The sequence below is a fragment of the Caulobacter sp. GW821-FHT12D05 genome (assembly GCF_058807295.1).
The window spans coordinates 16,588-33,575 of sequence record NZ_JBXAQO010000001.1 but is presented as its reverse complement, the minus strand read 5'-3'; the positions used below and the strand labels follow the sequence as shown (position 1 = coordinate 33,575).

Genomic DNA, 16,988 nt, shown 5'->3' with positions numbered 1-16,988 from the left:
TAACACATATCGCAACTATCTAGGCAAGTAGGCGCGCCACCGTCAGCGGTGTGATGCCGAAGAACCGGCTCATGGCGCGGTTCAGGTGCGACTGGTCCGCGAAACCTGCCTCCGCGGCGGCGATCGCCAGGCCCTCCCCGGCTCGCAAGCGCAGCAGCGCCGTCTCCAGCCGCAGCCACAGCCGCCAATGAGCTAGCGGCGCGCCCAGCTCGGCCTGGGCCAAGGCCCTCAGACGTGGCGCCGACAGGCCTGCCCGCGCGGCGAGGTCCGCCAGGCTGAGTTCGCCGTCCAACGCGTGCAGGGCCAGCTTCAGGCGCGGATCGATCGCCGTGGCCTCGCCCAAGGCCGCCTCGGCGTTCAGGGTCTCGACCAGGTCGCTATCCATAGACACCCAGTCAGCCGGCGCGGCCGCCACGGCTGACCACTGCGCGACATCCCAGCGCCTCGCCAATCGCCCCAGTGGTCGCGGATAGATCGCCCGGATCGGACCGCCGAGCAGCCGGTGACGTGCGCCCGGCGGGATGAGCACCACCGGCGCCTCGACGACGCCCGCCTCGCCCTCGACCCGCGCAGGGCCGTCTAGTCCGACCACGACCTGTGCGCAGAGGTGGCCATGGGCCCTCGAGTCGCCGCTCGCGCCCTCGAAGCACCACCAGTCCCTGCCGATCCAGATCTTCCCGGACCATCCGGCGTTTCCAGCCACCCAAGTCCTCCAAGCGTTCGGTCCAAGACCCTCCGGCGCGATCCGCCATCTTGGCGGCCAGGAGGATCTCGATGACCGAACAAGCCCACTACGTCCCTGCCCTGGGACGCCCCGAACTAACACGCGCCTACGATCTCGTCCTGGCGCTCGTCAGTCGCGAGGGGCGTTGGCGCAAGGCGCTGCTGAAGGCCCTGGACCCACGCGACGGCGAGTTGATCGTCGATATCGGCTGCGGCACCGGCTCGCAGGCCATCGCCATCAAGCGCGCGCGGCCCGGCGTGCGGATGGTGGGGATCGATCCGGACCCGACCGTGCTGGCCATCGCCCGCGCCAAGGCCTTGCGAGCCGGGGTCGAGATCGAGTGGCGTCAGGGGCTGGGCGACCAGGCCGACGCGCTGGTGGGCCGACAGGTCGCCGACGCGGTGATCTCCAGCCTGGTGCTGCACCAGTGCGATGTGCCGGTGAAGGGCGCGATCCTGCAGGCCATGGCGCGCACCGTGCGTCCCGGCGGCCGGGTGCTGATCGCCGACTACGGCCGTCAGCGCGGCCTGATGCGGCTCCTGTTCCGCTTCGTGCAGGCCGTCGACGGCTTCGAGCGCACCGAGTTCAACGCCGTCGGCGCCCTGCCCGGCCTGATGCGCTCCAGCGGCCTGTCGGCGGTGTCCGAGCGCGACCGGATCGCCACGCCCAGCGGCTCGATCTCGATCTACGAGACGCGGGCCAGCTAGCGCAGCGCCTGGCCCACGACCTTCAGCGAGCCGTCGCCCTTCTCGGGCTTCACGCCGGTGATCTTGGCCAGCAGCGGGTAGACGTCAACATTGTCGAAGGCCGGCAGCACGATGCCCGGCTTGAACGACGGGCCGTGGGCCACGAACACCGCGCGCATGACCGGGTCGTAAGGGTCGAAGCCGTGCGCGCCGCCGTCCAGACCGTCCCACTTGCCGGGCTTTTTCCGGGCCTCGGCGGTGGTCGTGTACCAACCGGTCTCCGACAGGCAGACGATGGCCGGCACGCGCGGATTGCGGCCGTAGTGATAGCGGGCCGGGATCTTGGCCTTCTTCCAGCAGGTCATGTGGGGCGGGGCCTTGCCCAGGAACACCGCCTCGACCGCCTTGGCCTGGCCCGGCTCGGGCGAGAAGCTGGTCACCGCGCCCGTGGTCACCAAGTGGATCTTGGAGACGTCGATCAGGTCGTCCATCACGATGCGGTTGGCCGCCGGCAGCGGAGCCATGCCGTGATCGGCGACGATGACCAGGTCGGTGTTCTCGAACCGGCCCCGCGCCTTCAGCCCCTCGACCAGGCGGCCGATATTGCGATCCAGGTCGACCAAGGCGGCGTTCAGTTCCGGCGAGTTCGGGCCGTAGTGATGGCCCTCGGTGTCGGCGGCGTCGAAATAGAGGGTCGCGAAGGCCAGCGGCGGACCATCGCCGCTGTCCATCCAGGCAAAGACCTGATCGACGCGGGCGTCATAGGCCAGCTTGTGGTCGTACTTCAGCCAGTGGGTCGGACGGACGCCGTCGATGGCGATTTCCGAGCCCGGCCAGAACATGGCGGCGGACGTCTTGCCCTGGCGCTCGACCGACCACCAGAACGGCTTGGCCTGGTTCCACCAGCGCGGATCGCTGGCCGTCGGCGCGTTCATCGTGAACTTGGGGCCGCCGATGACGGCGTCCTCCATCACATTGCCAACGACGCCGTTGCGGTCCGGGCGCTTGCCGGTCACCAGGGTGTAGTGGTTCGGATAGGTCAGGGTCGGGAACGAGGGCCGCATGGCGCCGCGCGCGCCATTGTCGGCCAGGGCCTTCAGGTTCGGCGTCACGCCGCGATCCAGATAATCGGCGCGGAAACCGTCCATCGACAGCAGGATGGTCAGGTGCGGAGCTTTCTCCCGCGCCTGGGCGATACCCGCCGATAGCGCCAGGCCAGCGGCCAGAACCAGGGACAGGACGCGGCGGACGAACATCGATGCACTCGCGGAAACCAGAATTTCACCCCTGATCGGCGTCCAACGTTGCAGCCATATGACGACCAGCGTTCAGCTAGAGCATGACCGGCTCTTAACTTGGCGCATTCCCGCTGGGCCGCCATAGTCCCCGCGTCGAGCCGACTCGTTCGGCGCACGGGAATCCCGCATGTCGATCGCCCTTGAGGCCGACCGCCTCACCAAGACCTACGGGGCGGTGCGCGCCCTCGACGAGTTCTCCCTGGCCATTCCCGCCGGCGGCGTGTTCGGGGTGCTGGGCCCCAATGGCGCGGGCAAGAGCACCCTCTTCCGCATCGCTCTGGGCCTGGTACGTCCGACCAGCGGCGCGGTGCGCCTGTCCGGCGCCGCCCCCGGCGACATCACCGCCCTGCGCAAGGTCGGCTCGATGATCGAGACGCCGCGTTACCCGGCCTATCTGACCGGCCGTGACACCCTGAAGATGCTGGCGCTGGAAAGCGGCCTCAAGGACCCCAACATCGACGGCTGGCTGGAGCGGGTCGGCATCGCCCACGCCGCCGACCGCTCGACCAGCGGCTACTCAGTCGGCATGAAGCAGCGCCTGGGCCTCGCCGCGGCCTTCTTCACCAAGCCCGAGCTGGTCATCCTGGACGAGCCGACCAGCGGCATGGACCCGGCCGGCATCCAGGAGATCCGCGCCCTGATCGTCGACCTGGCCCAGCGCGAGGGCGTCACGGTCATCCTGGCCAGCCACCAGCTGGACGAGGTGCGCCGCGTCTGCGACCGGGTCGCCATCCTCTCCAAGGGCAAGGTCGTGGCCGAAGGGGCCGTGGCCGACCTCACCGCCGGCGAGGCCCGCCTGCGCATCACGACCGCCTCGCCGATCGCCCAGGTTCTCAGCCTTCTGGGCGCCAAGGGCGTGGCCGACGGCGCCGACGCGGCCCTGGCCGACATCCGCCGCGAGGAAACCCCCGCCCTGATCCGCGCCCTGGTCGAGGCCGGGGTCGAGATCACCGAGGCCCGCTGGCGCGACGCCGACCTCGAGGGCGTCTACCTCCGGACTCTTGAGACGGAAGGGGCTGCCTGATGCTCACCGACGCCATCGCCGCCGAACGCTTCCGCCTGCTGCGCGACCGCTCGGCCCTGTTCTGGGGCTTCTGTTTCGCCCCCATCGTGGGCTTCATGATGAGCGTGGGGGGCGACCTCTTCCTGCGCTTCATGATCAAGAAGCCGATGCCAGGCTTGGGGATCGGCCTGGTCGACCAAGTGATCAAGGCGCTGTCCAGCGGCGCGGGCACCTTTGACGCCCTGTTCCTGATGATCGGCGCGGCGGCCGTGCTGGCCGGCGACTATCGCTGGGAGACCTGGCGGCTGCTGACCCCACGCAACACCCGCCAGAACCTGCTGCTGGCCAAGCTGCTGGTCGTCGGCGAGGCGGTGTTCTGGAGCCTCGTCCTGACCGCCATCCTGTCGGTCTTCGCCGCCGTGATCGGCGCGGCCATCAACGGCAAGACCTTCACCGGCTCGATGTTTGGGGCCAACGGCTTCGACGTGCTGGGCGTGCTGGCCATCACCTGGCTGGAGGCCATGACGCTGGCGGCCCTGGCGGCCCTGGTCGGCGTGATCTCGCGCTCGACCATGGGCGTGGTCATCGTCTGCCTGGGCGCGCGGTTCATCCAGACCATCCTGGCCAGCACCCTGCGCCTGATGGAACAGGGCCAGCCCAGCTGGAAGCTTTTGACCCTGCCGGTGTTCGACGCCGACCTGCTGCGCGCCAGCCTGCTGGACCCCACCCAGCTGGGCGCCGCCAGCGGCTCGGCCGGCGCGGCCCTGGCGGCCCTGGTCGCATGGACCATAGCCCTGGCCGCGGCGGCGGTGTTCCTGTTCCGCCGCCAGGACCTGACCAAGGAGTAGTTGTCGCGTGAAGACCCAGAAGCAACGGATGCTGGCCGGCGAACTCTATGTCGTCGACGCCGAGCTGCAGGCCGACCAGCGCGTGGCCCAGACCTGGATGGACCGCTACAACGCCTCGGGCCTGGACGAGCGCCCGCTGCTGCTGGCCCAGGGCCTGGGCGCGGTGGGCGAGAACGTCGCCGTCCGCGCGCCGTTCTTCGTCGACTACGGCTACAATATCCGGCTCGGCGACCGCGTGTTCATGAACTTCAACTGCGTGATCCTGGACGTCGCCGAGGTCACGATCGGCGAGGCCACGGCCATCGGTCCGGGCGTCCAGATCCTGACCGCCGACCACCCGCGTGATCCGGCCCTGCGCCGCACGGGCCAGGAGTCGGGCAAGCCAATCCACATCGGCGCCAATGTCTGGATCGGCGGTGGGGCGATCATCCTGCCCGGCGTGACGATTGGCGACGACGCGGTGATCGGCGCCGGCGCGGTCGTCACCCGCGATGTGGCGCCGGGGGTCACGGTCGTCGGCAATCCCGCGCGGCCGGTCGTTCCCAAGGGTTAGGCGAAGAACTCCACCTCGCCCGTCGTCAGCTCGTAATGGGCGCCGACGATCTTGAGCCGCCCCTCCTCCAGCGCCTCGACGATGGCGAGGTCGGACCGGCGCAGGCCGTCGGCGACCCGCCGGACGTTCTCGCGCACCGAGGCGTCGATCAGGTCACGGGGCTTGGTGGTCTTGGCGGCGATCACGGCCGGCACGATCGGCAAGACCATCTCGGCGATGGCGCCGGAATAGTTGGCGCCGCGTTCGACCATCTCGACCGCCGCGGTGACCGCCCCGCACTTGGCGTGACCCAGCACGACGATCAAGCTGCACCCCAGGACCGAGGCCCCGTAGGCGATCGAGCCCAGGGCCACGCGGTCCACGGTGTTGCCCGCCAGCCGCACCACGAACAGTTCACCCAGCCGCTGATTGAACAGCAGTTGCGCCGAAACCCGGCTGTCGGCGCAGCCCACGATGATCGCGAACGGGTGCTGCGCCTCGGCCAGCTTCTTCAGATGATCGCGGGTATTGACGGGCGCGCCGCGCCCCTCGACGAAGGCCGCATTGCCCTCGATCAGCCGCCAAAGCGCCTGATCCGGCTCGGGAGCGTCCGCGACGAACGCTGGCAGCGGCGCGGCCTTGGCCGCCTTCTTTCCAAACTGGAGCACGTTTCCCCCGTCCCGGCTCGTGGAAGAGGTCCGCATCCAGCCACGGAAGAACGACGTTCTCGCAGCGCTTTCGTGACATACGCAAATGTTAGCAAGTGTGGCTGCACCGGGTGCGAAAGGCCAATACTCCACCTCAGGCTCCAGGCCTCCAGGAACACAACTTCGCCGTAAAAGCGGACAAGCTTGGCGGCATGAAAGCTTCGCCATTGCTCTTCGCCGCCGCTGCGTTCGCCTGCGTCCTCGGTGCAACGTCGGCCCACGCCCAAGGCGTGACACGGTTCGATCCCTGTGGCGCCGAACTGCGCGAGAATGCGTTGCTCAAGCTCAAGCAGTCCTCGGCCACACCGGATGCCGACCTCGCGGCGGCCCAGGCGGCGATCGCTTTAGCCGCCAAGACGCGCGACGACACGCTGGCCGGCCGCGAAGTTCCCGCGCCGTATGACGGGCCTTCGCGCTTGGCCAGGTTGGCCAGCCAGGCTTCGTCGCCGGACGTGGCGGAGCTTTACCGGCGCGTCGCCAAGGATCAGCTGATCCGCTATCAAGGCATCGCTCGCATGACCGGCAAGGACTGGGCGACGGGTCTGTCCGACCTCGCCCTGAACTATGCCTATGTGGTGGTTTTGCGGGACGGCTGCGGGGTGGATGAAGGCAACACCGCCTGGCTGAAGGCGCGGCTCAAGACGCACGGCTGGTTCACCATCAGCGAGTACGGCAAGGAAGCTGACAGCGCCGCGTTCCTGTTGGTGCAGCACGCCGACCGCGATCCCGACTTCCAGGCCGAGGTCCTGCCGCTGCTGGAGACGCTGGCCCTGAAGGGCGAGACGCGACCAGCAGGCTACGCCATGCTCTACGACCGCGTCGCCGTCGGTCAGAAGCGCCCGCAGCGCTACGGCAGCCAGGGAAGCTGCAACGGCGGGAATGTCTGGACGGCTTTCGAGACCGAGGACCCCGCCAACCTGGACCAGCGCCGCGCGTCCATGGGCCTGCAGCCTGCGGCCGACTATGTCGCGTCGATTTCCACACGGGCGTGCAAGCGGCCTTAGACGTCCGAGGCGCTTGACCATTAAGATTACGCGCGTAGTTTCACCTCCCAGGCGGAGGATGAAACTTGATCCCAGTGCTCCAGTCGGTATTCGCCAGCGCGGCGACGCCCCAGAAATGTGTCTTCATCGTCCTGGCCGCGGCCCTGCTGCTGGCCCCTGTCCTGGCGGTCCTCGCGCGGCGCCGAGTGCTGGCTGAGCTGCGCCTGGCTGGACCGCTGCTGGGTCTGCTGATGGGCGGCATGAACAGCTTCCACATGGCGCGCACGATCCAGCGGCTGCCCCAGGATCTCACGCTCAAGCAGGTCGCCCCGGGCGTCCTGGAGGTCTCGACCCTGATCGTGATGGGTGTCCTGGTCGGGCTCCTGGCCCAAGGACTTCTCATCGGGCTCGACGCAACGAAAAAGGCCCCGGATTTCTCCGGGGCCTCTGCGTTCAGGCGAACCTGAAAAATCTTAGTCTTCGGCGTCGTTCGTGAAGACCGGACCCGAGTCCTTGCCCTTTTCCGAGACGTCGCGCTCGACGAACTCGATGACGGCCAGCGGGGCGTTGTCGCCGTAGCGGAAGCCGGCCTTCAGGACGCGGATGTAGCCGCCCTGACGGTCCTTGTAGCGCGGGCCGAGGACCGCGAAGAGCTTGCCGACTTGTTCAACGTCGCGAACCGAGCTGATGGCCTGACGACGAGCGTGCAGGTCGCCGCGCTTGGCCAGGGTGACCAGCTTTTCGACGATCGGACGCAGTTCCTTGGCCTTCGGCAGGGTGGTGACGATCTGCTCGTGCTTGATCAGCGAGGCCGACATGTTGGCGAACATGGCGGTGCGGTGAGCCGAGGTGCGGCCGAGTTTACGGTGAGCCTTACCGTGACGCATTTTCTATCTCCTGGGCATCTGCCCGAGCGGCGTCCTGACAAGGAGCGCCTGATTGTCACCAATCCTGGTCTTTCCCGACCGGGTCAGAGCGAAGCGCCGGGGCCCTCCACCGCGGATGCGGCTTCAAAAGGCCCAGGCCGCTTCCGTAAAAGAAGCGGCCCGGATTAAGCGCGGTAGCGAAGAAGTCTTAGATTTGGTCTTCGAACTTCTTGGCCAGGTCTTCGATGTTCTCCGGCGGCCAGTTCGGCACGTCCATGCCGAGGTGCAGGCCCATGCCGGCGAGAACTTCCTTGATCTCGTTCAGCGACTTGCGGCCGAAGTTCGGGGTGCGGAGCATCTCGGCTTCGGTCTTCTGGATCAGGTCGCCGATGTAGACGATGTTGTCGTTCTTCAGGCAGTTGGCCGAACGGACCGACAGTTCCAGCTCGTCGACCTTCTTCAGCAGGGCCGGGTTGAACGGCAGTTCCGGCTTGGACTCGTCGGCCGACTTGGCCTTCGGTTCCTCGAAGGTGATGAAGATCTGCAGTTGGTCCTGCAGGATCCGGGCGGCGTAGGCCACGGCGTCCACCGGAGTGACGGCGCCGTTGGTTTCCACTTCCAGGATCAGCTTGTCGTAGTCCAGCGACTGGCCCTGACGGGTCGGCTCGACGCGATAGGCGACGCGCTTGACCGGTGAGTACAGGGCGTCGACGGCGATGAGGCCGATCGGCGCGTCTTCCGGACGGTTGCGGTCGGCCGGGACGTAGCCCTTGCCGGTGTTGACCGTGAACTCCATGCGCACCGAAGCGCCGTCGTCCAGCGTGCAGAGCACGTGGTCGGGGTTCAGGATTTCGATGTCGGCCGGGGTCTCGATCTGACCAGCCGTCACCGGGCCGGGGCCCGTGGCGCGCAGGGTCATGCGCTTCGGACCTTCGGCGTGCATGCGCACGGCCAGTTGCTTGATGTTCAGAACGATGTCGACGACGTCCTCACGAACGCCTTCGAGCGAAGAGAATTCGTGCACCACGCCATCGATCTGGATGGCGGTGACGGCGGCGCCTTGCAGCGACGAGAGGAGAACGCGGCGCAGGGCGTTGCCCAGCGTCACGCCGAAACCGCGTTCGAGCGGTTCAGCGACGATACGGGCCTTGCGGGTCGCATCGGCGCCGGTTTCGATTTGCGGCTTCTCAGGACGGATCAGTTCGTTCCAGTTTCTTTCGATCACGTGGTCGGGTCCCTTGAACGCGGCTCGCCGGCCGCGTTTTTGCGCAGCCGGCGAAGAGATTAGTGGTCTAAAAAGTACTAGACGCGACGACGCTTGGGCGGACGGCAGCCGTTGTGCGGGATCGGCGTGACGTCGCGGATGGTCGTGATGGTCATGCCCGCGGCTTGCAGCGCGCGCAGAGCCGATTCACGGCCCGAACCCGGACCCGACACGTTGACCTCGAGGGTCTTCACGCCGTGCTCAGCAGCCTTCTTGCCCGCGTCTTCCGCAGCCATCTGAGCGGCGTACGGGGTCGACTTGCGCGAACCCTTGAAGCCCATCATGCCGGCCGAGGACCACGAGATCGTGTTGCCCTGGGCGTCGGTGATGGTGATCATGGTGTTGTTGAACGAGGCGTTCACGTGCGCCACGCCCGAGGTGATGTTCTTGCGTTCGCGCTTTTTAACGCGACCCGGTTCCTTGGCCATCGTCAGGCTACCTTATTTCTTCTTGCCGGCGATCGGCTTGGCCGGACCCTTGCGGGTACGAGCGTTCGTGTGGGTGCGCTGACCGCGGACCGGCAGGCCCTTACGGTGACGCAGACCGCGATAGCAGGCCAGGTCCATCAGACGCTTGATGTTCATCGAGTTCTCGCGGCGCAGGTCGCCCTCGACGGTATAGTCGCGGTCGATCGTTTCGCGGATCTGCAGGACTTCGGCGTCGGTCAGTTGATTGACCCGACGCGCATCCTCGATGCCCACCTTGGTGATGATTTCACGGGCCGACCGTTGGCCGATGCCGTGAATGTACTGAAGCGCGATCAGAACGCGCTTGTTCGTCGGGATGTTGACGCCTGCGATACGGGCCACGTCTAATGTTCTCCTAGTCACGCACTAAAGACGCGAACGGCGCGCCCGGCCAGGTTCAGAGAACCAAACCGGCGCGCACGGATCGCGCCCTTTCGCGGAAGCGCCCCGTTATAGGGATCGTTTCGCTTCCGTCAACAACTGAATCCACCGGACATCCGGTAAATCAGGGCTTCTTTAAGCGACGACGCTCAAGGCCTCGTCGATGGAACTGGCGACGGCTTCGACCGAACCCATTCCGTCCAGCTCCGTAAGCTTCCCCTGCCCTTCATAGTAAGGCAGCAGCGGCGCGGTCTGGGCATTGTACTGGGCCAGGCGAGTCACGAAGACTTCGGGATTGTCGTCCGGCCGCCCCTGTTCTTCGAATCGCTTCTTGATCCGCTCAATCAGGGCTGGCTCGTCTACCTTGAGTCGGAGAACAGAGTCGATCTTCTGTCCACGGGCCGCCAACATCTTATCCAGAGCTTCGGCCTGAGCGACCGTGCGCGGGAAACCATCGAAGATCGCGCCGCCAGCCGCTTCGGCTTCAGGCAGGCGCTCTTCGATCAGAGCGATGACAATCTCGTCGGTGACCAGCTCGCCGCGGTCCAGCACGCCCTTGACGCGTTGGCCAAGCTCCGAGCCCGAGGCAATGGCGGCCCGCAGCATGTCGCCGGTCGACAGCTGGACCATGCCGCGTTCGGTGACCAGGCGCTTGGCCTGGGTGCCCTTCCCCGCCGCCGGCGGACCGAACAGGATCAAGTTCATTTAAGCCCCTTCGCGCGTCTGCCGGGTCTACGCCCGGCTGATCTCCCGAAGCAGACCTAGAGCCCCGGGAAAGAAAACGGAAGCCGGTTTTGTGACAAACCGGCTTCCGACGCTTCTAATTAAATTGAAGTCCCGCTTAGCGGTTACGACCGCCGCGCAGCTTCGACTTCTTGATCAGGCCCTCGTACTGGTGAGCCAGCAGGTGCGACTGGATCTGCGCCACGGTGTCCATGGTCACCGTCACGACGATCAGGATCGAGGTGCCGCCCAGGGCGAACTGGTTCGACTTGATCGCCATCATCACGAATTCCGGCGCGATACAGACGGCGGTGATGTAGCCCGCGCCGATCACGGTCAGGCGGGTCAGCACGTAGTCCAGGTACTCGGCGGTGCGCTTGCCCGGACGGATGCCCGGCAGGAAGCCGCCGTACTTGCGCAGGTTCTCGGCCGTCTCCTCGGGGTTGAACACGACCGAGGTGTAGAAGAACGAGAAGAAGATGATCAGCAGGGCGTAGAACACCAGGAACATCGGGTGGCCGTGCTGCAGCGTGCCGGCCACGCCGGGCACCCACGAGGCCCACTGCGGCAGCGTCGCGGTGTTGATGAACTGCAGAGCGGTCGTCGGCAGCAGCAGCAGCGACGAGGCGAAGATCGGCGGGATGACGCCCGCGGTATTGATCTTCAGCGGCATGAACGAGCTTTCGCCGCCGATCATGCGGTTACCCTGCTGGCGCTTGGGATAGTGGACCAGCAGGCGGCGCTGCGAGCGCTCCATGAACACGATGGCCAGGATCGCGGCGATACAGCCGACCAGGATCAGGAACAGCGGGGTGTAGTTGCCCGAGGTCTGCGACTGGACCAGCAGCTGGCCGATGGCGATCGGCAAGTGAGCGACGATACCGGCAAAGATGATGAGGCTGACGCCGTTGCCAACGCCGCGGCTGGTGATCTGCTCACCCAGCCACATCACGAACAGGGTGCCGCCCGTCAGGACAACGACCGTCGAGACGACAAAGAAGGCCGGGCTGATGCCGCCGGCGACCACGCCGGGCTGGGCCTGCAGGCCCATGGCGATCGACGCCGACTGCACGATGGCCAGAACCACGGCCAGGTAGCGGGTGTATTGGTTGAGGGTCTTGCGACCCGCCTCCCCGCCTTCCTTCTTCAGCTTTTCCCACGGCGGATACACCGAGCCCATCAGCTGCACGATGATCGAGGCGCTGATGTACGGCATCACGTTCAGCGAGAAGATCGCCATCCGCGAGACGGCGCCGCCCGAGAACATGTTGAACATGCCGAGGATGCCCTCGGAATTGTTGCTGAACAGGCGCGAGAACGCATTCACGTCGACGCCCGGAATCGGGACGTAGGAACCCAGGCGGTAGACCACCAGCGCGATGATCGTGAACCAGATACGCTTGTGAAGTTCGGTCGCCTTTTGGAACGACGCGAAATTCATATTGGCTGCGAGTTGTTCGGCGGCCGAGGCCATTCAGATCCCCACGACTCAGGAGCGCGATTGCCGGAAATGGATAACCGCTTTCAAGCGGCGACCACGCTCTGAAATTGGATTCTCGGACCAGACTGATCCGAGGAGAGCGCCACAAATAGGTGAGGCCCGCCGTGTTGTCACGGCGAGCCCCCTATTTCTGTCATCCCGGTCGAAACAAAGTCCCGGCCGAGCGCCTGGCGCTCACCGAGATGACATATGGTCTTAGGCTTCGGCTTGCGCCTTGGCCTTCTTGGTCACGGTGACCGAACCACCAGCGGCCTCGACGGCCTTGATGGCGGCTTCGGTGGCCGAATAGACGGTCAGCTTCAGGGCGGTCTTGATCTCGCCCTTGCCCAGCAGCTTCACGCCGTCCAGTTCACGACGCAGCACGCCAGCGGCGATCAGTTCGGCAGCGCCCAGCTCGGCGCCGGCCTTGAACTTGCCAGCGGCGACGGCTTGTTCCAGGCGCCACAGGTTCACTTCGGCGAACTCCAGGCGGAAGGGGTTGTTGAAGCCGCGCTTCGGCATACGCATGTGCAGCGGCATCTGGCCGCCTTCGAAGCCGGCGATGGCGACGCCCGAGCGCGCCTTCTGGCCCTTCACACCGCGACCGGCGGTCTTGCCCTTGCCCGAACCCGGACCGCGGCCAACGCGCATGCGGTTCTTGGTCGAGCCTTCCTGCGGGGCCAGTTCGTTCAGCTTGGTCATATGTGCCTCTCCTTGGAGATCTGCGCCCGGCCAGCGGCCGGACTCGGCTTGAAAAAATCAGAGCGCGCTTAAAACCCTAAAACCGCTCGGAATTCAATGGCGAAAGCGAGCGATCGGGGGATTTCAAACGAAAACCACCCCGGATTGCTCCGGGGTGGCGTACTTCGTCGTCGTGTAGAAGGACTACTCGACGATTTCCAGCAGGTGCGCGACCTTGCGGATCATGCCGCGGACCGACGGGGTGTCTTCCAGCGTGGACGTACGGCCCAGCTTGTTGAGACCCAGACCGGCGAGCGTGGCGCGCTGGTCCTTTTCACGACGGATCGGGCTGCCCGTTTGGCGGACCGTGACTTGCTTAGCTTCAGCCATGACTTAGCCCTCGATGGCTTCCGGCGACGAAGCGCCGTCGGCGCGACGGCCGAGGATGTCGCCAACCTTCTTGCCGCGCTTGGCGGCGATCTGGCGGGGCGACGACTGGACCTTCAGGGCCTCGAACGTGGCGCGAACCATGTTGTACGGGTTCGAGGAACCCGTCGACTTGGCCACGACGTCCTGGACGCCCAGGGTTTCGAGAACCGCGCGCATCGGACCGCCGGCGATGACGCCGGTGCCGGGAGGCGCCGCGCGCATCATCACCTTGCCAGCGCCCCAACGGCCAGCGCCGTCGTGGTGCAGGGTGCGGGATTCACGCAGCGGGACGCGGATCATCGTCTTCTTGGCTTCTTCGGTCGCCTTGCGGATGGCTTCCGGCACTTCACGCGCCTTGCCATGACCGAAGCCGACGCGGCCCTTTTGGTCGCCAACGACCATCAGAGCAGCGAAGCTGAAGCGACGGCCACCCTTCACGGTGGCGGCGACGCGGTTGATGTGGACGAGCTTTTCGACGATGTCGCTGTCGACCCGCTCTTCGGGGGCGTTGCGGTCGCGACGGTCACGGCGTTGACCGCCTTCACCGCGCTGTTGTTCACCACGAGCCATTTCTGTTCCCTTAGAAGTTCAGGCCGGCTTCGCGCGCGGCGTCGGCCAGGGCTTTCACCCGGCCGTGGAAGATGTAACCACCACGATCGAAGACGACGTCCTTGACGCCCTTTTCGATGGCGCGCTCGGCGACGAGCTTGCCGACAGCGGCAGCGGCATCCTTGTCCGCGCCCTTGCCTTCGGCTTCCAGAGTGGAAGCCGACGCCAGGGTCACGCCGCGTTCATCATCGATGACCTGGGCGTAGATGTTCTTGGACGAGCGGAAGACCGACAGGCGCGGACGCCCATTGGCGAGGCTCTTGAGGCGGGTACGCGTGCGTTGCGCGCGCTTGGCCGCGGATTCACGAGGAGAGAGCGCCATGGCTTACTTCTTCTTGCCTTCCTTGCGGCGAACCTTCTCGCCAGCATAACGCACACCCTTGCCTTTGTACGGCTCGGGCGGACGAATGCGGCGGATCTTCGCGGCAATCTCGCCGACCACCTGCTTATCAATGCCGGCGATCTTGATTTCGGTCTGCTTCGGCACAGCGAAGGTGACGCCGGCCGGAGCCTCAACGTCCACATCGTGGCTGAAACCGAGCTGGAGGCTCAGGGCGGTGCCCTTCAGGGCCGCGCGGTAACCAACGCCGACCAGTTCGAGGCTTTCCTCGAACCCGGCGGTGACACCGTGCACCATGTTGGCCACCAGCGTGCGGGACAGGCCCCACATGCCCTTGGCGCGCTTCGTGTCGACGCGCGGAGTCAGAAGGAGCTCAGCGCCCTCTTGCTTGACTTCGACTTCGTCGGCGATGGTCCACGACAACTGACCCTTGGGGCCCTTCACCGTGACCGTCTGACCCGCGAGCGTGACTTGCACGCCCGAGGGGATTGCGACGGCTTTCTTACCGATACGTGACATGCTCTTTCCCTCCCGCGCCTAGTAGACGCGGCAGAGGACTTCGCCGCCGACGTTAGCGTCGCGTGCAGCGGTGTCCGACATGACGCCCTTCGGCGTCGAAAGGATCGAGATGCCCAGGCCGTTCTTGATCGGCTTCAGGTCCTTGATCGACGAATAGACGCGACGGCCAGGCTTGGACACGCGGCTGATTTCGGCGATCACGGGCTCACCGTCAAAGTACTTGAGCTCGATCTCGAATTCGGGGAACGCACCGGGCTTCTCGATCAGCGAGTAGCCACGGATGTAGCCTTCATCGGCCAGCACGTCGAGGACGCGGGCGCGCAGCTTGGAAGCCGGCGTCGAGACCTTGTTGCGCTTGCGCGTGGCGGCGTTCTTGATGCGAGCGATCAGGTCGCTCAGGGGATCGTTCATCGACATCTGATCGTCCTTACCAGCTCGACTTGACGAGGCCGGGGATCTGACCCTGCGAACCCAGTTCGCGGAGCGCAATCCGGCTCATCTTCAGCTTGCGGTAGTAGGCGCGCGGACGGCCCGTGACTTCGCAGCGATTGCGGATGCGGATCGCGGCGCTGTTACGCGGCAGCTTGGCGAGCTTGAGGCGGGCGTCGAAACGCTCCTCGAGCGGCAGGCTTTCGTCGTTGGCGATCGCCTTCAGCGACGCGCGCTTCTCGGCGAACTTCTTGACGAGGGCCTTGACGGCCTCGTTGCGGTTGACGGCGCTTTTCTTTGCCATGGTTCTTTTCCCTGCCCGCTCTTAATTCGTGAACGGGAACTGGAATTCCTTCAGGAGAGCCTTGGCTTCCTGATCGGTATTCGCAGTGGTGCAGACGATGATGTCCATGCCCCAGATCTGCTCGATCTGGTCATAGTTGATTTCCGGGAACACCAGGTGCTCCTTCAGGCCCATGGCGTAGTTGCCACGGCCGTCGAAGCTCTTGCCGTTCAGACCACGGAAGTCCTTCACGCGCGGCAGCGCGATCGTGACCAGGCGGTCCAGGAATTCGTACATCCGGTCCTTGCGCAGGGTGACCTTACCACCGACCACCATGCCTTCGCGCAGCTTGAAGCCGGCGATCGACTTGCGGGCCTTGGTGGCGACGGGCTTTTGGCCGGCGATCGCCTGCAGGTCCTTCAGAGCGGTCTGGGCCTTCTTGGAGTCGGCCACGGCCTCGCCGATACCCATGTTCAGGACGATCTTGTCCAGCTTGGGGATCTGCATCTCGTTGGTGTAGCCGAACTGTTCCTTCAGCGCGGCGCGGATGCGCTCGCGATAAACGGTCTTCAGCCGGGGCTCGTAAGCTTGATCAGCCATTGATCACCTCGCCGGTCGTCTTGGCGACGCGCACCTTCTTGTCGCCTTCGATCTTGAAGCCGACGCGGGTGGGCTTGCCGTTGGAGTCCACGATGGCGACGTTCGAGACGTGCAGCGCGGCTTCCTTGTGCTTGATGCCGCCTTGCGGGTCGGCTTGCGTGGCCTTGGTGTGACGCGAAACCATGTTCACGCCTTCCACGACAACGCGGTTGTCCTTCGGAAGGACTTGGGTCACAGCGCCTTGCTTGCCCTTGTCCTTGCCGGCCAGAACGACGACGCGGTCGCCCTTCTTGATCTTAGCGGCCATTACAGCACCTCCGGAGCGAGGGAGATGATCTTCATGTGGTTCTTGGCGCGCAGTTCACGAGGAACCGGGCCGAAGATCCGCGTGCCGACCGGCTCGCTGGCTTTGTTCACGATCACCGCGGCGTTCTTGTCGAAGCGGATGACCGAGCCATCCTTGCGCTTCAGGTTTTGGTTCACGCGAACGACGACGGCGCGAAGCACGTCACCCTTCTTCACGCGACCACGCGGGATGGCTTCCTTCACGGAGACGACAATAACGTCGCCAACGCTGGCGTAGCGACGGCCTGCGCCGCCCAACACCTTGATGCACATGACCCGGCGAGCGCCAGAGTTGTCGGCGACTTCCAGGTTAGTTTGCATCTGGATCATGGTCTAAACCTTCCAGATTAAGCGGAAGCCTTGGGAAGTGCTTCCCAGGTCTTCAGCTTGGACTTCGGAGCGCATTCGACGATGCGAATTGCTTCGCCGGCCTTGTACGCGTTGGATTCGTCGTGCGCGTGGTACTTCTTCGACTGACGCACGATCTTCTTCAGGATCGGGTGAACGATGGTACGTTCAACCTTCACCACGACGGTCTTATCGCCCTTGTCGGAGACGACGACCCCTTCGAGGATACGCTTGGGCATATCGTTCTCCTTAAGCCGCGGCCTTGGCGCGCAGCACGGTCTTGATCCGCGCGATATCCTTGCGGATCTCGTTGACGCGGTGGGTCTTCTCGACCTGGCCCGTGGCGGCCTGGAAGCGCAGGTTGAACTGCTCTTTCTTCAGGCTGATCAGGGTGTCGGCCAGCTGGTCGGGGGTCAGGCCCCGGATGTCAGCGATTTTCATGA

27 protein-coding genes are annotated in these 16,988 nt (G+C 65.4%); 6 read left to right on the top strand and 21 right to left on the bottom strand.

Annotation, left to right across the window (positions count from 1 at the left end; genetic code table 11):
• Positions 1-19: 19 nt before the first annotated feature.
• The gene (locus AC1RRR_RS00240) at positions 20-703 is read right to left on the bottom strand and encodes a helix-turn-helix domain-containing protein (protein WP_492809561.1); all 684 of its coding nucleotides are present in this window, start codon (positions 701-703) and stop codon (positions 20-22) included.
• A 71-nt stretch (positions 704-774) separates the two neighbouring features.
• Here AC1RRR_RS00240 and AC1RRR_RS00235 point away from each other — a divergent pair, with 71 nt between their 5' ends.
• The gene (locus AC1RRR_RS00235) at positions 775-1,431 is read left to right on the top strand and encodes a class I SAM-dependent methyltransferase (protein ID WP_492809560.1); all 657 of its coding nucleotides are present in this window, start codon (positions 775-777) and stop codon (positions 1,429-1,431) included.
• Here AC1RRR_RS00235 and AC1RRR_RS00230 read toward each other — a convergent pair.
• Entirely contained in the window at positions 1,428-2,666 is a 1,239-nt protein-coding gene (locus AC1RRR_RS00230) for an alkaline phosphatase family protein (protein ID WP_492809559.1), read from the bottom strand. The two genes, AC1RRR_RS00235 and AC1RRR_RS00230, sit on opposite strands and share 4 nt — an antisense overlap.
• Positions 2,667-2,835: 169 nt before the next feature.
• Between AC1RRR_RS00230 and AC1RRR_RS00225 the strand changes: the two genes are divergently transcribed.
• Genes AC1RRR_RS00225 through AC1RRR_RS00215 form a run of 3 tightly spaced genes read left to right on the top strand, consistent with a single transcriptional unit; the run spans position 2,836 to position 5,112 of the window.
• Positions 2,836-3,732 carry an ABC transporter ATP-binding protein gene (locus AC1RRR_RS00225; RefSeq protein WP_492809557.1) on the top strand — a complete coding sequence of 299 codons (897 nt, stop codon included), beginning with the start codon at positions 2,836-2,838 and terminating at the stop codon, positions 3,730-3,732.
• Positions 3,732-4,559, top strand: a complete 828-nt coding sequence (locus tag AC1RRR_RS00220) for a DUF2705 family protein (RefSeq protein WP_492809555.1) — start codon at positions 3,732-3,734, stop codon at positions 4,557-4,559. The genes AC1RRR_RS00225 and AC1RRR_RS00220 overlap by 1 nt, the downstream gene beginning before the upstream one ends.
• A 7-nt stretch (positions 4,560-4,566) precedes the next feature.
• Positions 4,567-5,112: a sugar O-acetyltransferase gene (locus AC1RRR_RS00215; RefSeq protein ID WP_492809554.1), complete on the top strand. Its 546-nt coding sequence runs from the start codon at positions 4,567-4,569 to the stop codon at positions 5,110-5,112.
• Here AC1RRR_RS00215 and AC1RRR_RS00210 read toward each other — a convergent pair.
• Positions 5,109-5,759, bottom strand: coding sequence for a carbonic anhydrase (locus AC1RRR_RS00210; protein WP_492809552.1), 651 nt, complete (start codon positions 5,757-5,759; stop codon positions 5,109-5,111). The genes AC1RRR_RS00215 and AC1RRR_RS00210 overlap by 4 nt on opposite strands.
• Positions 5,760-5,950: 191 nt before the next feature.
• On the opposite strand from AC1RRR_RS00210, the gene AC1RRR_RS00205 reads away from it, so the two are divergent.
• Both AC1RRR_RS00205 and AC1RRR_RS00200 read left to right on the top strand, forming a co-directional pair.
• Positions 5,951-6,802 (top strand): DUF6624 domain-containing protein, encoded by an 852-nt coding sequence (locus AC1RRR_RS00205; RefSeq protein WP_492809550.1) that lies wholly within the window; start codon positions 5,951-5,953, stop codon positions 6,800-6,802.
• Positions 6,803-6,876: 74 nt separating this feature from the next.
• The gene (locus tag AC1RRR_RS00200) at positions 6,877-7,248 is read left to right on the top strand and encodes a hypothetical protein (protein WP_492811728.1); all 372 of its coding nucleotides are present in this window, start codon (positions 6,877-6,879) and stop codon (positions 7,246-7,248) included.
• 6 nt (positions 7,249-7,254) lie between these two features.
• Here AC1RRR_RS00200 and rplQ read toward each other — a convergent pair whose 3' ends face one another.
• From rplQ to rpmC, 18 genes are all read right to left on the bottom strand, one after another.
• A complete protein-coding gene (rplQ, locus tag AC1RRR_RS00195; RefSeq protein WP_295106236.1) occupies positions 7,255-7,668 on the bottom strand; it encodes a 50S ribosomal protein L17 in 414 nt (137 codons plus the stop codon).
• A gap of 187 nt (positions 7,669-7,855) precedes the next feature.
• Positions 7,856-8,872 carry a DNA-directed RNA polymerase subunit alpha gene (locus AC1RRR_RS00190; RefSeq protein ID WP_184720769.1) on the bottom strand — a complete coding sequence of 339 codons (1,017 nt, stop codon included), beginning with the start codon at positions 8,870-8,872 and terminating at the stop codon, positions 7,856-7,858.
• Between the two features lie 77 nt (positions 8,873-8,949).
• The gene (rpsK, locus tag AC1RRR_RS00185) at positions 8,950-9,339 is read right to left on the bottom strand and encodes a 30S ribosomal protein S11 (RefSeq protein WP_004616890.1); all 390 of its coding nucleotides are present in this window, start codon (positions 9,337-9,339) and stop codon (positions 8,950-8,952) included.
• Positions 9,340-9,351: 12 nt separating this feature from the next.
• Positions 9,352-9,720 (bottom strand): 30S ribosomal protein S13, encoded by a 369-nt coding sequence (rpsM, locus tag AC1RRR_RS00180; RefSeq protein WP_252634399.1) that lies wholly within the window; start codon positions 9,718-9,720, stop codon positions 9,352-9,354.
• Positions 9,721-9,894: 174 nt separating this feature from the next.
• Positions 9,895-10,464, bottom strand: coding sequence for an adenylate kinase (locus AC1RRR_RS00175; RefSeq protein ID WP_492809548.1), 570 nt, complete (start codon positions 10,462-10,464; stop codon positions 9,895-9,897).
• Positions 10,465-10,600: 136 nt separating this feature from the next.
• Entirely contained in the window at positions 10,601-11,956 is a 1,356-nt protein-coding gene (gene secY / locus AC1RRR_RS00170; RefSeq protein WP_492809546.1) for a preprotein translocase subunit SecY, read from the bottom strand.
• Between the two features lie 222 nt (positions 11,957-12,178).
• Complete coding sequence (gene rplO, locus AC1RRR_RS00165) at positions 12,179-12,664, bottom strand: 50S ribosomal protein L15 (RefSeq protein ID WP_492809544.1); 486 nt, start codon at positions 12,662-12,664, stop codon at positions 12,179-12,181.
• 183 nt (positions 12,665-12,847) lie between these two features.
• A complete protein-coding gene (gene rpmD / locus AC1RRR_RS00160; RefSeq protein ID WP_099579521.1) occupies positions 12,848-13,033 on the bottom strand; it encodes a 50S ribosomal protein L30 in 186 nt (61 codons plus the stop codon).
• Positions 13,034-13,036: 3 nt separating this feature from the next.
• Entirely contained in the window at positions 13,037-13,642 is a 606-nt protein-coding gene (gene rpsE, locus AC1RRR_RS00155; RefSeq protein WP_096051657.1) for a 30S ribosomal protein S5, read from the bottom strand.
• A gap of 10 nt (positions 13,643-13,652) precedes the next feature.
• On the bottom strand, positions 13,653-14,003 hold the full coding sequence (gene rplR / locus AC1RRR_RS00150) for a 50S ribosomal protein L18 (protein ID WP_172265558.1): 351 nt from the start codon (positions 14,001-14,003) through the stop codon (positions 13,653-13,655).
• 3 nt (positions 14,004-14,006) lie between these two features.
• Positions 14,007-14,540, bottom strand: a complete 534-nt coding sequence (gene rplF, locus AC1RRR_RS00145) for a 50S ribosomal protein L6 (protein WP_454715310.1) — start codon at positions 14,538-14,540, stop codon at positions 14,007-14,009.
• 18 nt (positions 14,541-14,558) lie between these two features.
• Complete coding sequence (gene rpsH / locus AC1RRR_RS00140) at positions 14,559-14,957, bottom strand: 30S ribosomal protein S8 (RefSeq protein WP_099579526.1); 399 nt, start codon at positions 14,955-14,957, stop codon at positions 14,559-14,561.
• A gap of 10 nt (positions 14,958-14,967) precedes the next feature.
• Complete coding sequence (gene rpsN, locus AC1RRR_RS00135; RefSeq protein WP_454715308.1) at positions 14,968-15,273, bottom strand: 30S ribosomal protein S14; 306 nt, start codon at positions 15,271-15,273, stop codon at positions 14,968-14,970.
• A gap of 21 nt (positions 15,274-15,294) precedes the next feature.
• The gene (gene rplE / locus AC1RRR_RS00130) at positions 15,295-15,852 is read right to left on the bottom strand and encodes a 50S ribosomal protein L5 (RefSeq protein WP_492809540.1); all 558 of its coding nucleotides are present in this window, start codon (positions 15,850-15,852) and stop codon (positions 15,295-15,297) included.
• The gene (rplX, locus tag AC1RRR_RS00125) at positions 15,845-16,159 is read right to left on the bottom strand and encodes a 50S ribosomal protein L24 (protein ID WP_492809538.1); all 315 of its coding nucleotides are present in this window, start codon (positions 16,157-16,159) and stop codon (positions 15,845-15,847) included. Before rplX ends, rplE begins: the two co-directional genes overlap by 8 nt.
• Entirely contained in the window at positions 16,159-16,527 is a 369-nt protein-coding gene (gene rplN, locus AC1RRR_RS00120; RefSeq protein WP_125159663.1) for a 50S ribosomal protein L14, read from the bottom strand. The genes rplX and rplN overlap by 1 nt, the downstream gene beginning before the upstream one ends.
• Positions 16,528-16,544: 17 nt before the next feature.
• Positions 16,545-16,784: a 30S ribosomal protein S17 gene (gene rpsQ / locus AC1RRR_RS00115; RefSeq protein WP_354073205.1), complete on the bottom strand. Its 240-nt coding sequence runs from the start codon at positions 16,782-16,784 to the stop codon at positions 16,545-16,547.
• A gap of 10 nt (positions 16,785-16,794) precedes the next feature.
• Entirely contained in the window at positions 16,795-16,986 is a 192-nt protein-coding gene (gene rpmC / locus AC1RRR_RS00110; protein ID WP_047413099.1) for a 50S ribosomal protein L29, read from the bottom strand.
• Positions 16,987-16,988 lie beyond the last annotated feature (2 nt).

Excerpts from the sequence above, each read along its gene's own strand:
- AC1RRR_RS00235 (WP_492809560.1), top strand. The coding sequence starts at position 775 with ATGACCGAACAAGCCCACTACGTCCCTGCCCTGGGACGCCCCGAACTA.
- AC1RRR_RS00230 (WP_492809559.1), bottom strand. The coding sequence starts at position 2,666 with ATGTTCGTCCGCCGCGTCCTGTCCCTGGTTCTGGCCGCTGGCCTGGCG.
- AC1RRR_RS00225 (WP_492809557.1), top strand. The coding sequence starts at position 2,836 with ATGTCGATCGCCCTTGAGGCCGACCGCCTCACCAAGACCTACGGGGCG.
- AC1RRR_RS00220 (WP_492809555.1), top strand. The coding sequence starts at position 3,732 with ATGCTCACCGACGCCATCGCCGCCGAACGCTTCCGCCTGCTGCGCGAC.
- AC1RRR_RS00205 (WP_492809550.1), top strand. The coding sequence starts at position 5,951 with ATGAAAGCTTCGCCATTGCTCTTCGCCGCCGCTGCGTTCGCCTGCGTC.
- rplQ (WP_295106236.1), bottom strand. The coding sequence starts at position 7,668 with ATGCGTCACGGTAAGGCTCACCGTAAACTCGGCCGCACCTCGGCTCAC.
- rpsK (WP_004616890.1), bottom strand. The coding sequence starts at position 9,339 with ATGGCCAAGGAACCGGGTCGCGTTAAAAAGCGCGAACGCAAGAACATC.
- AC1RRR_RS00175 (WP_492809548.1), bottom strand. The coding sequence starts at position 10,464 with ATGAACTTGATCCTGTTCGGTCCGCCGGCGGCGGGGAAGGGCACCCAG.
- secY (WP_492809546.1), bottom strand. The coding sequence starts at position 11,956 with ATGGCCTCGGCCGCCGAACAACTCGCAGCCAATATGAATTTCGCGTCG.
- rplO (WP_492809544.1), bottom strand. The coding sequence starts at position 12,664 with ATGACCAAGCTGAACGAACTGGCCCCGCAGGAAGGCTCGACCAAGAAC.
- rpmD (WP_099579521.1), bottom strand. The coding sequence starts at position 13,033 with ATGGCTGAAGCTAAGCAAGTCACGGTCCGCCAAACGGGCAGCCCGATC.
- rpsE (WP_096051657.1), bottom strand. The coding sequence starts at position 13,642 with ATGGCTCGTGGTGAACAACAGCGCGGTGAAGGCGGTCAACGCCGTGAC.
- rplR (WP_172265558.1), bottom strand. The coding sequence starts at position 14,003 with ATGGCGCTCTCTCCTCGTGAATCCGCGGCCAAGCGCGCGCAACGCACG.
- rplF (WP_454715310.1), bottom strand. The coding sequence starts at position 14,540 with ATGTCACGTATCGGTAAGAAAGCCGTCGCAATCCCCTCGGGCGTGCAA.
- rpsH (WP_099579526.1), bottom strand. The coding sequence starts at position 14,957 with ATGTCGATGAACGATCCCCTGAGCGACCTGATCGCTCGCATCAAGAAC.
- rpsN (WP_454715308.1), bottom strand. The coding sequence starts at position 15,273 with ATGGCAAAGAAAAGCGCCGTCAACCGCAACGAGGCCGTCAAGGCCCTC.
- rplE (WP_492809540.1), bottom strand. The coding sequence starts at position 15,852 with ATGGCTGATCAAGCTTACGAGCCCCGGCTGAAGACCGTTTATCGCGAG.
- rplX (WP_492809538.1), bottom strand. The coding sequence starts at position 16,159 with ATGGCCGCTAAGATCAAGAAGGGCGACCGCGTCGTCGTTCTGGCCGGC.
- rplN (WP_125159663.1), bottom strand. The coding sequence starts at position 16,527 with ATGATCCAGATGCAAACTAACCTGGAAGTCGCCGACAACTCTGGCGCT.
- rpsQ (WP_354073205.1), bottom strand. The coding sequence starts at position 16,784 with ATGCCCAAGCGTATCCTCGAAGGGGTCGTCGTCTCCGACAAGGGCGAT.
- rpmC (WP_047413099.1), bottom strand. The coding sequence starts at position 16,986 with ATGAAAATCGCTGACATCCGGGGCCTGACCCCCGACCAGCTGGCCGAC.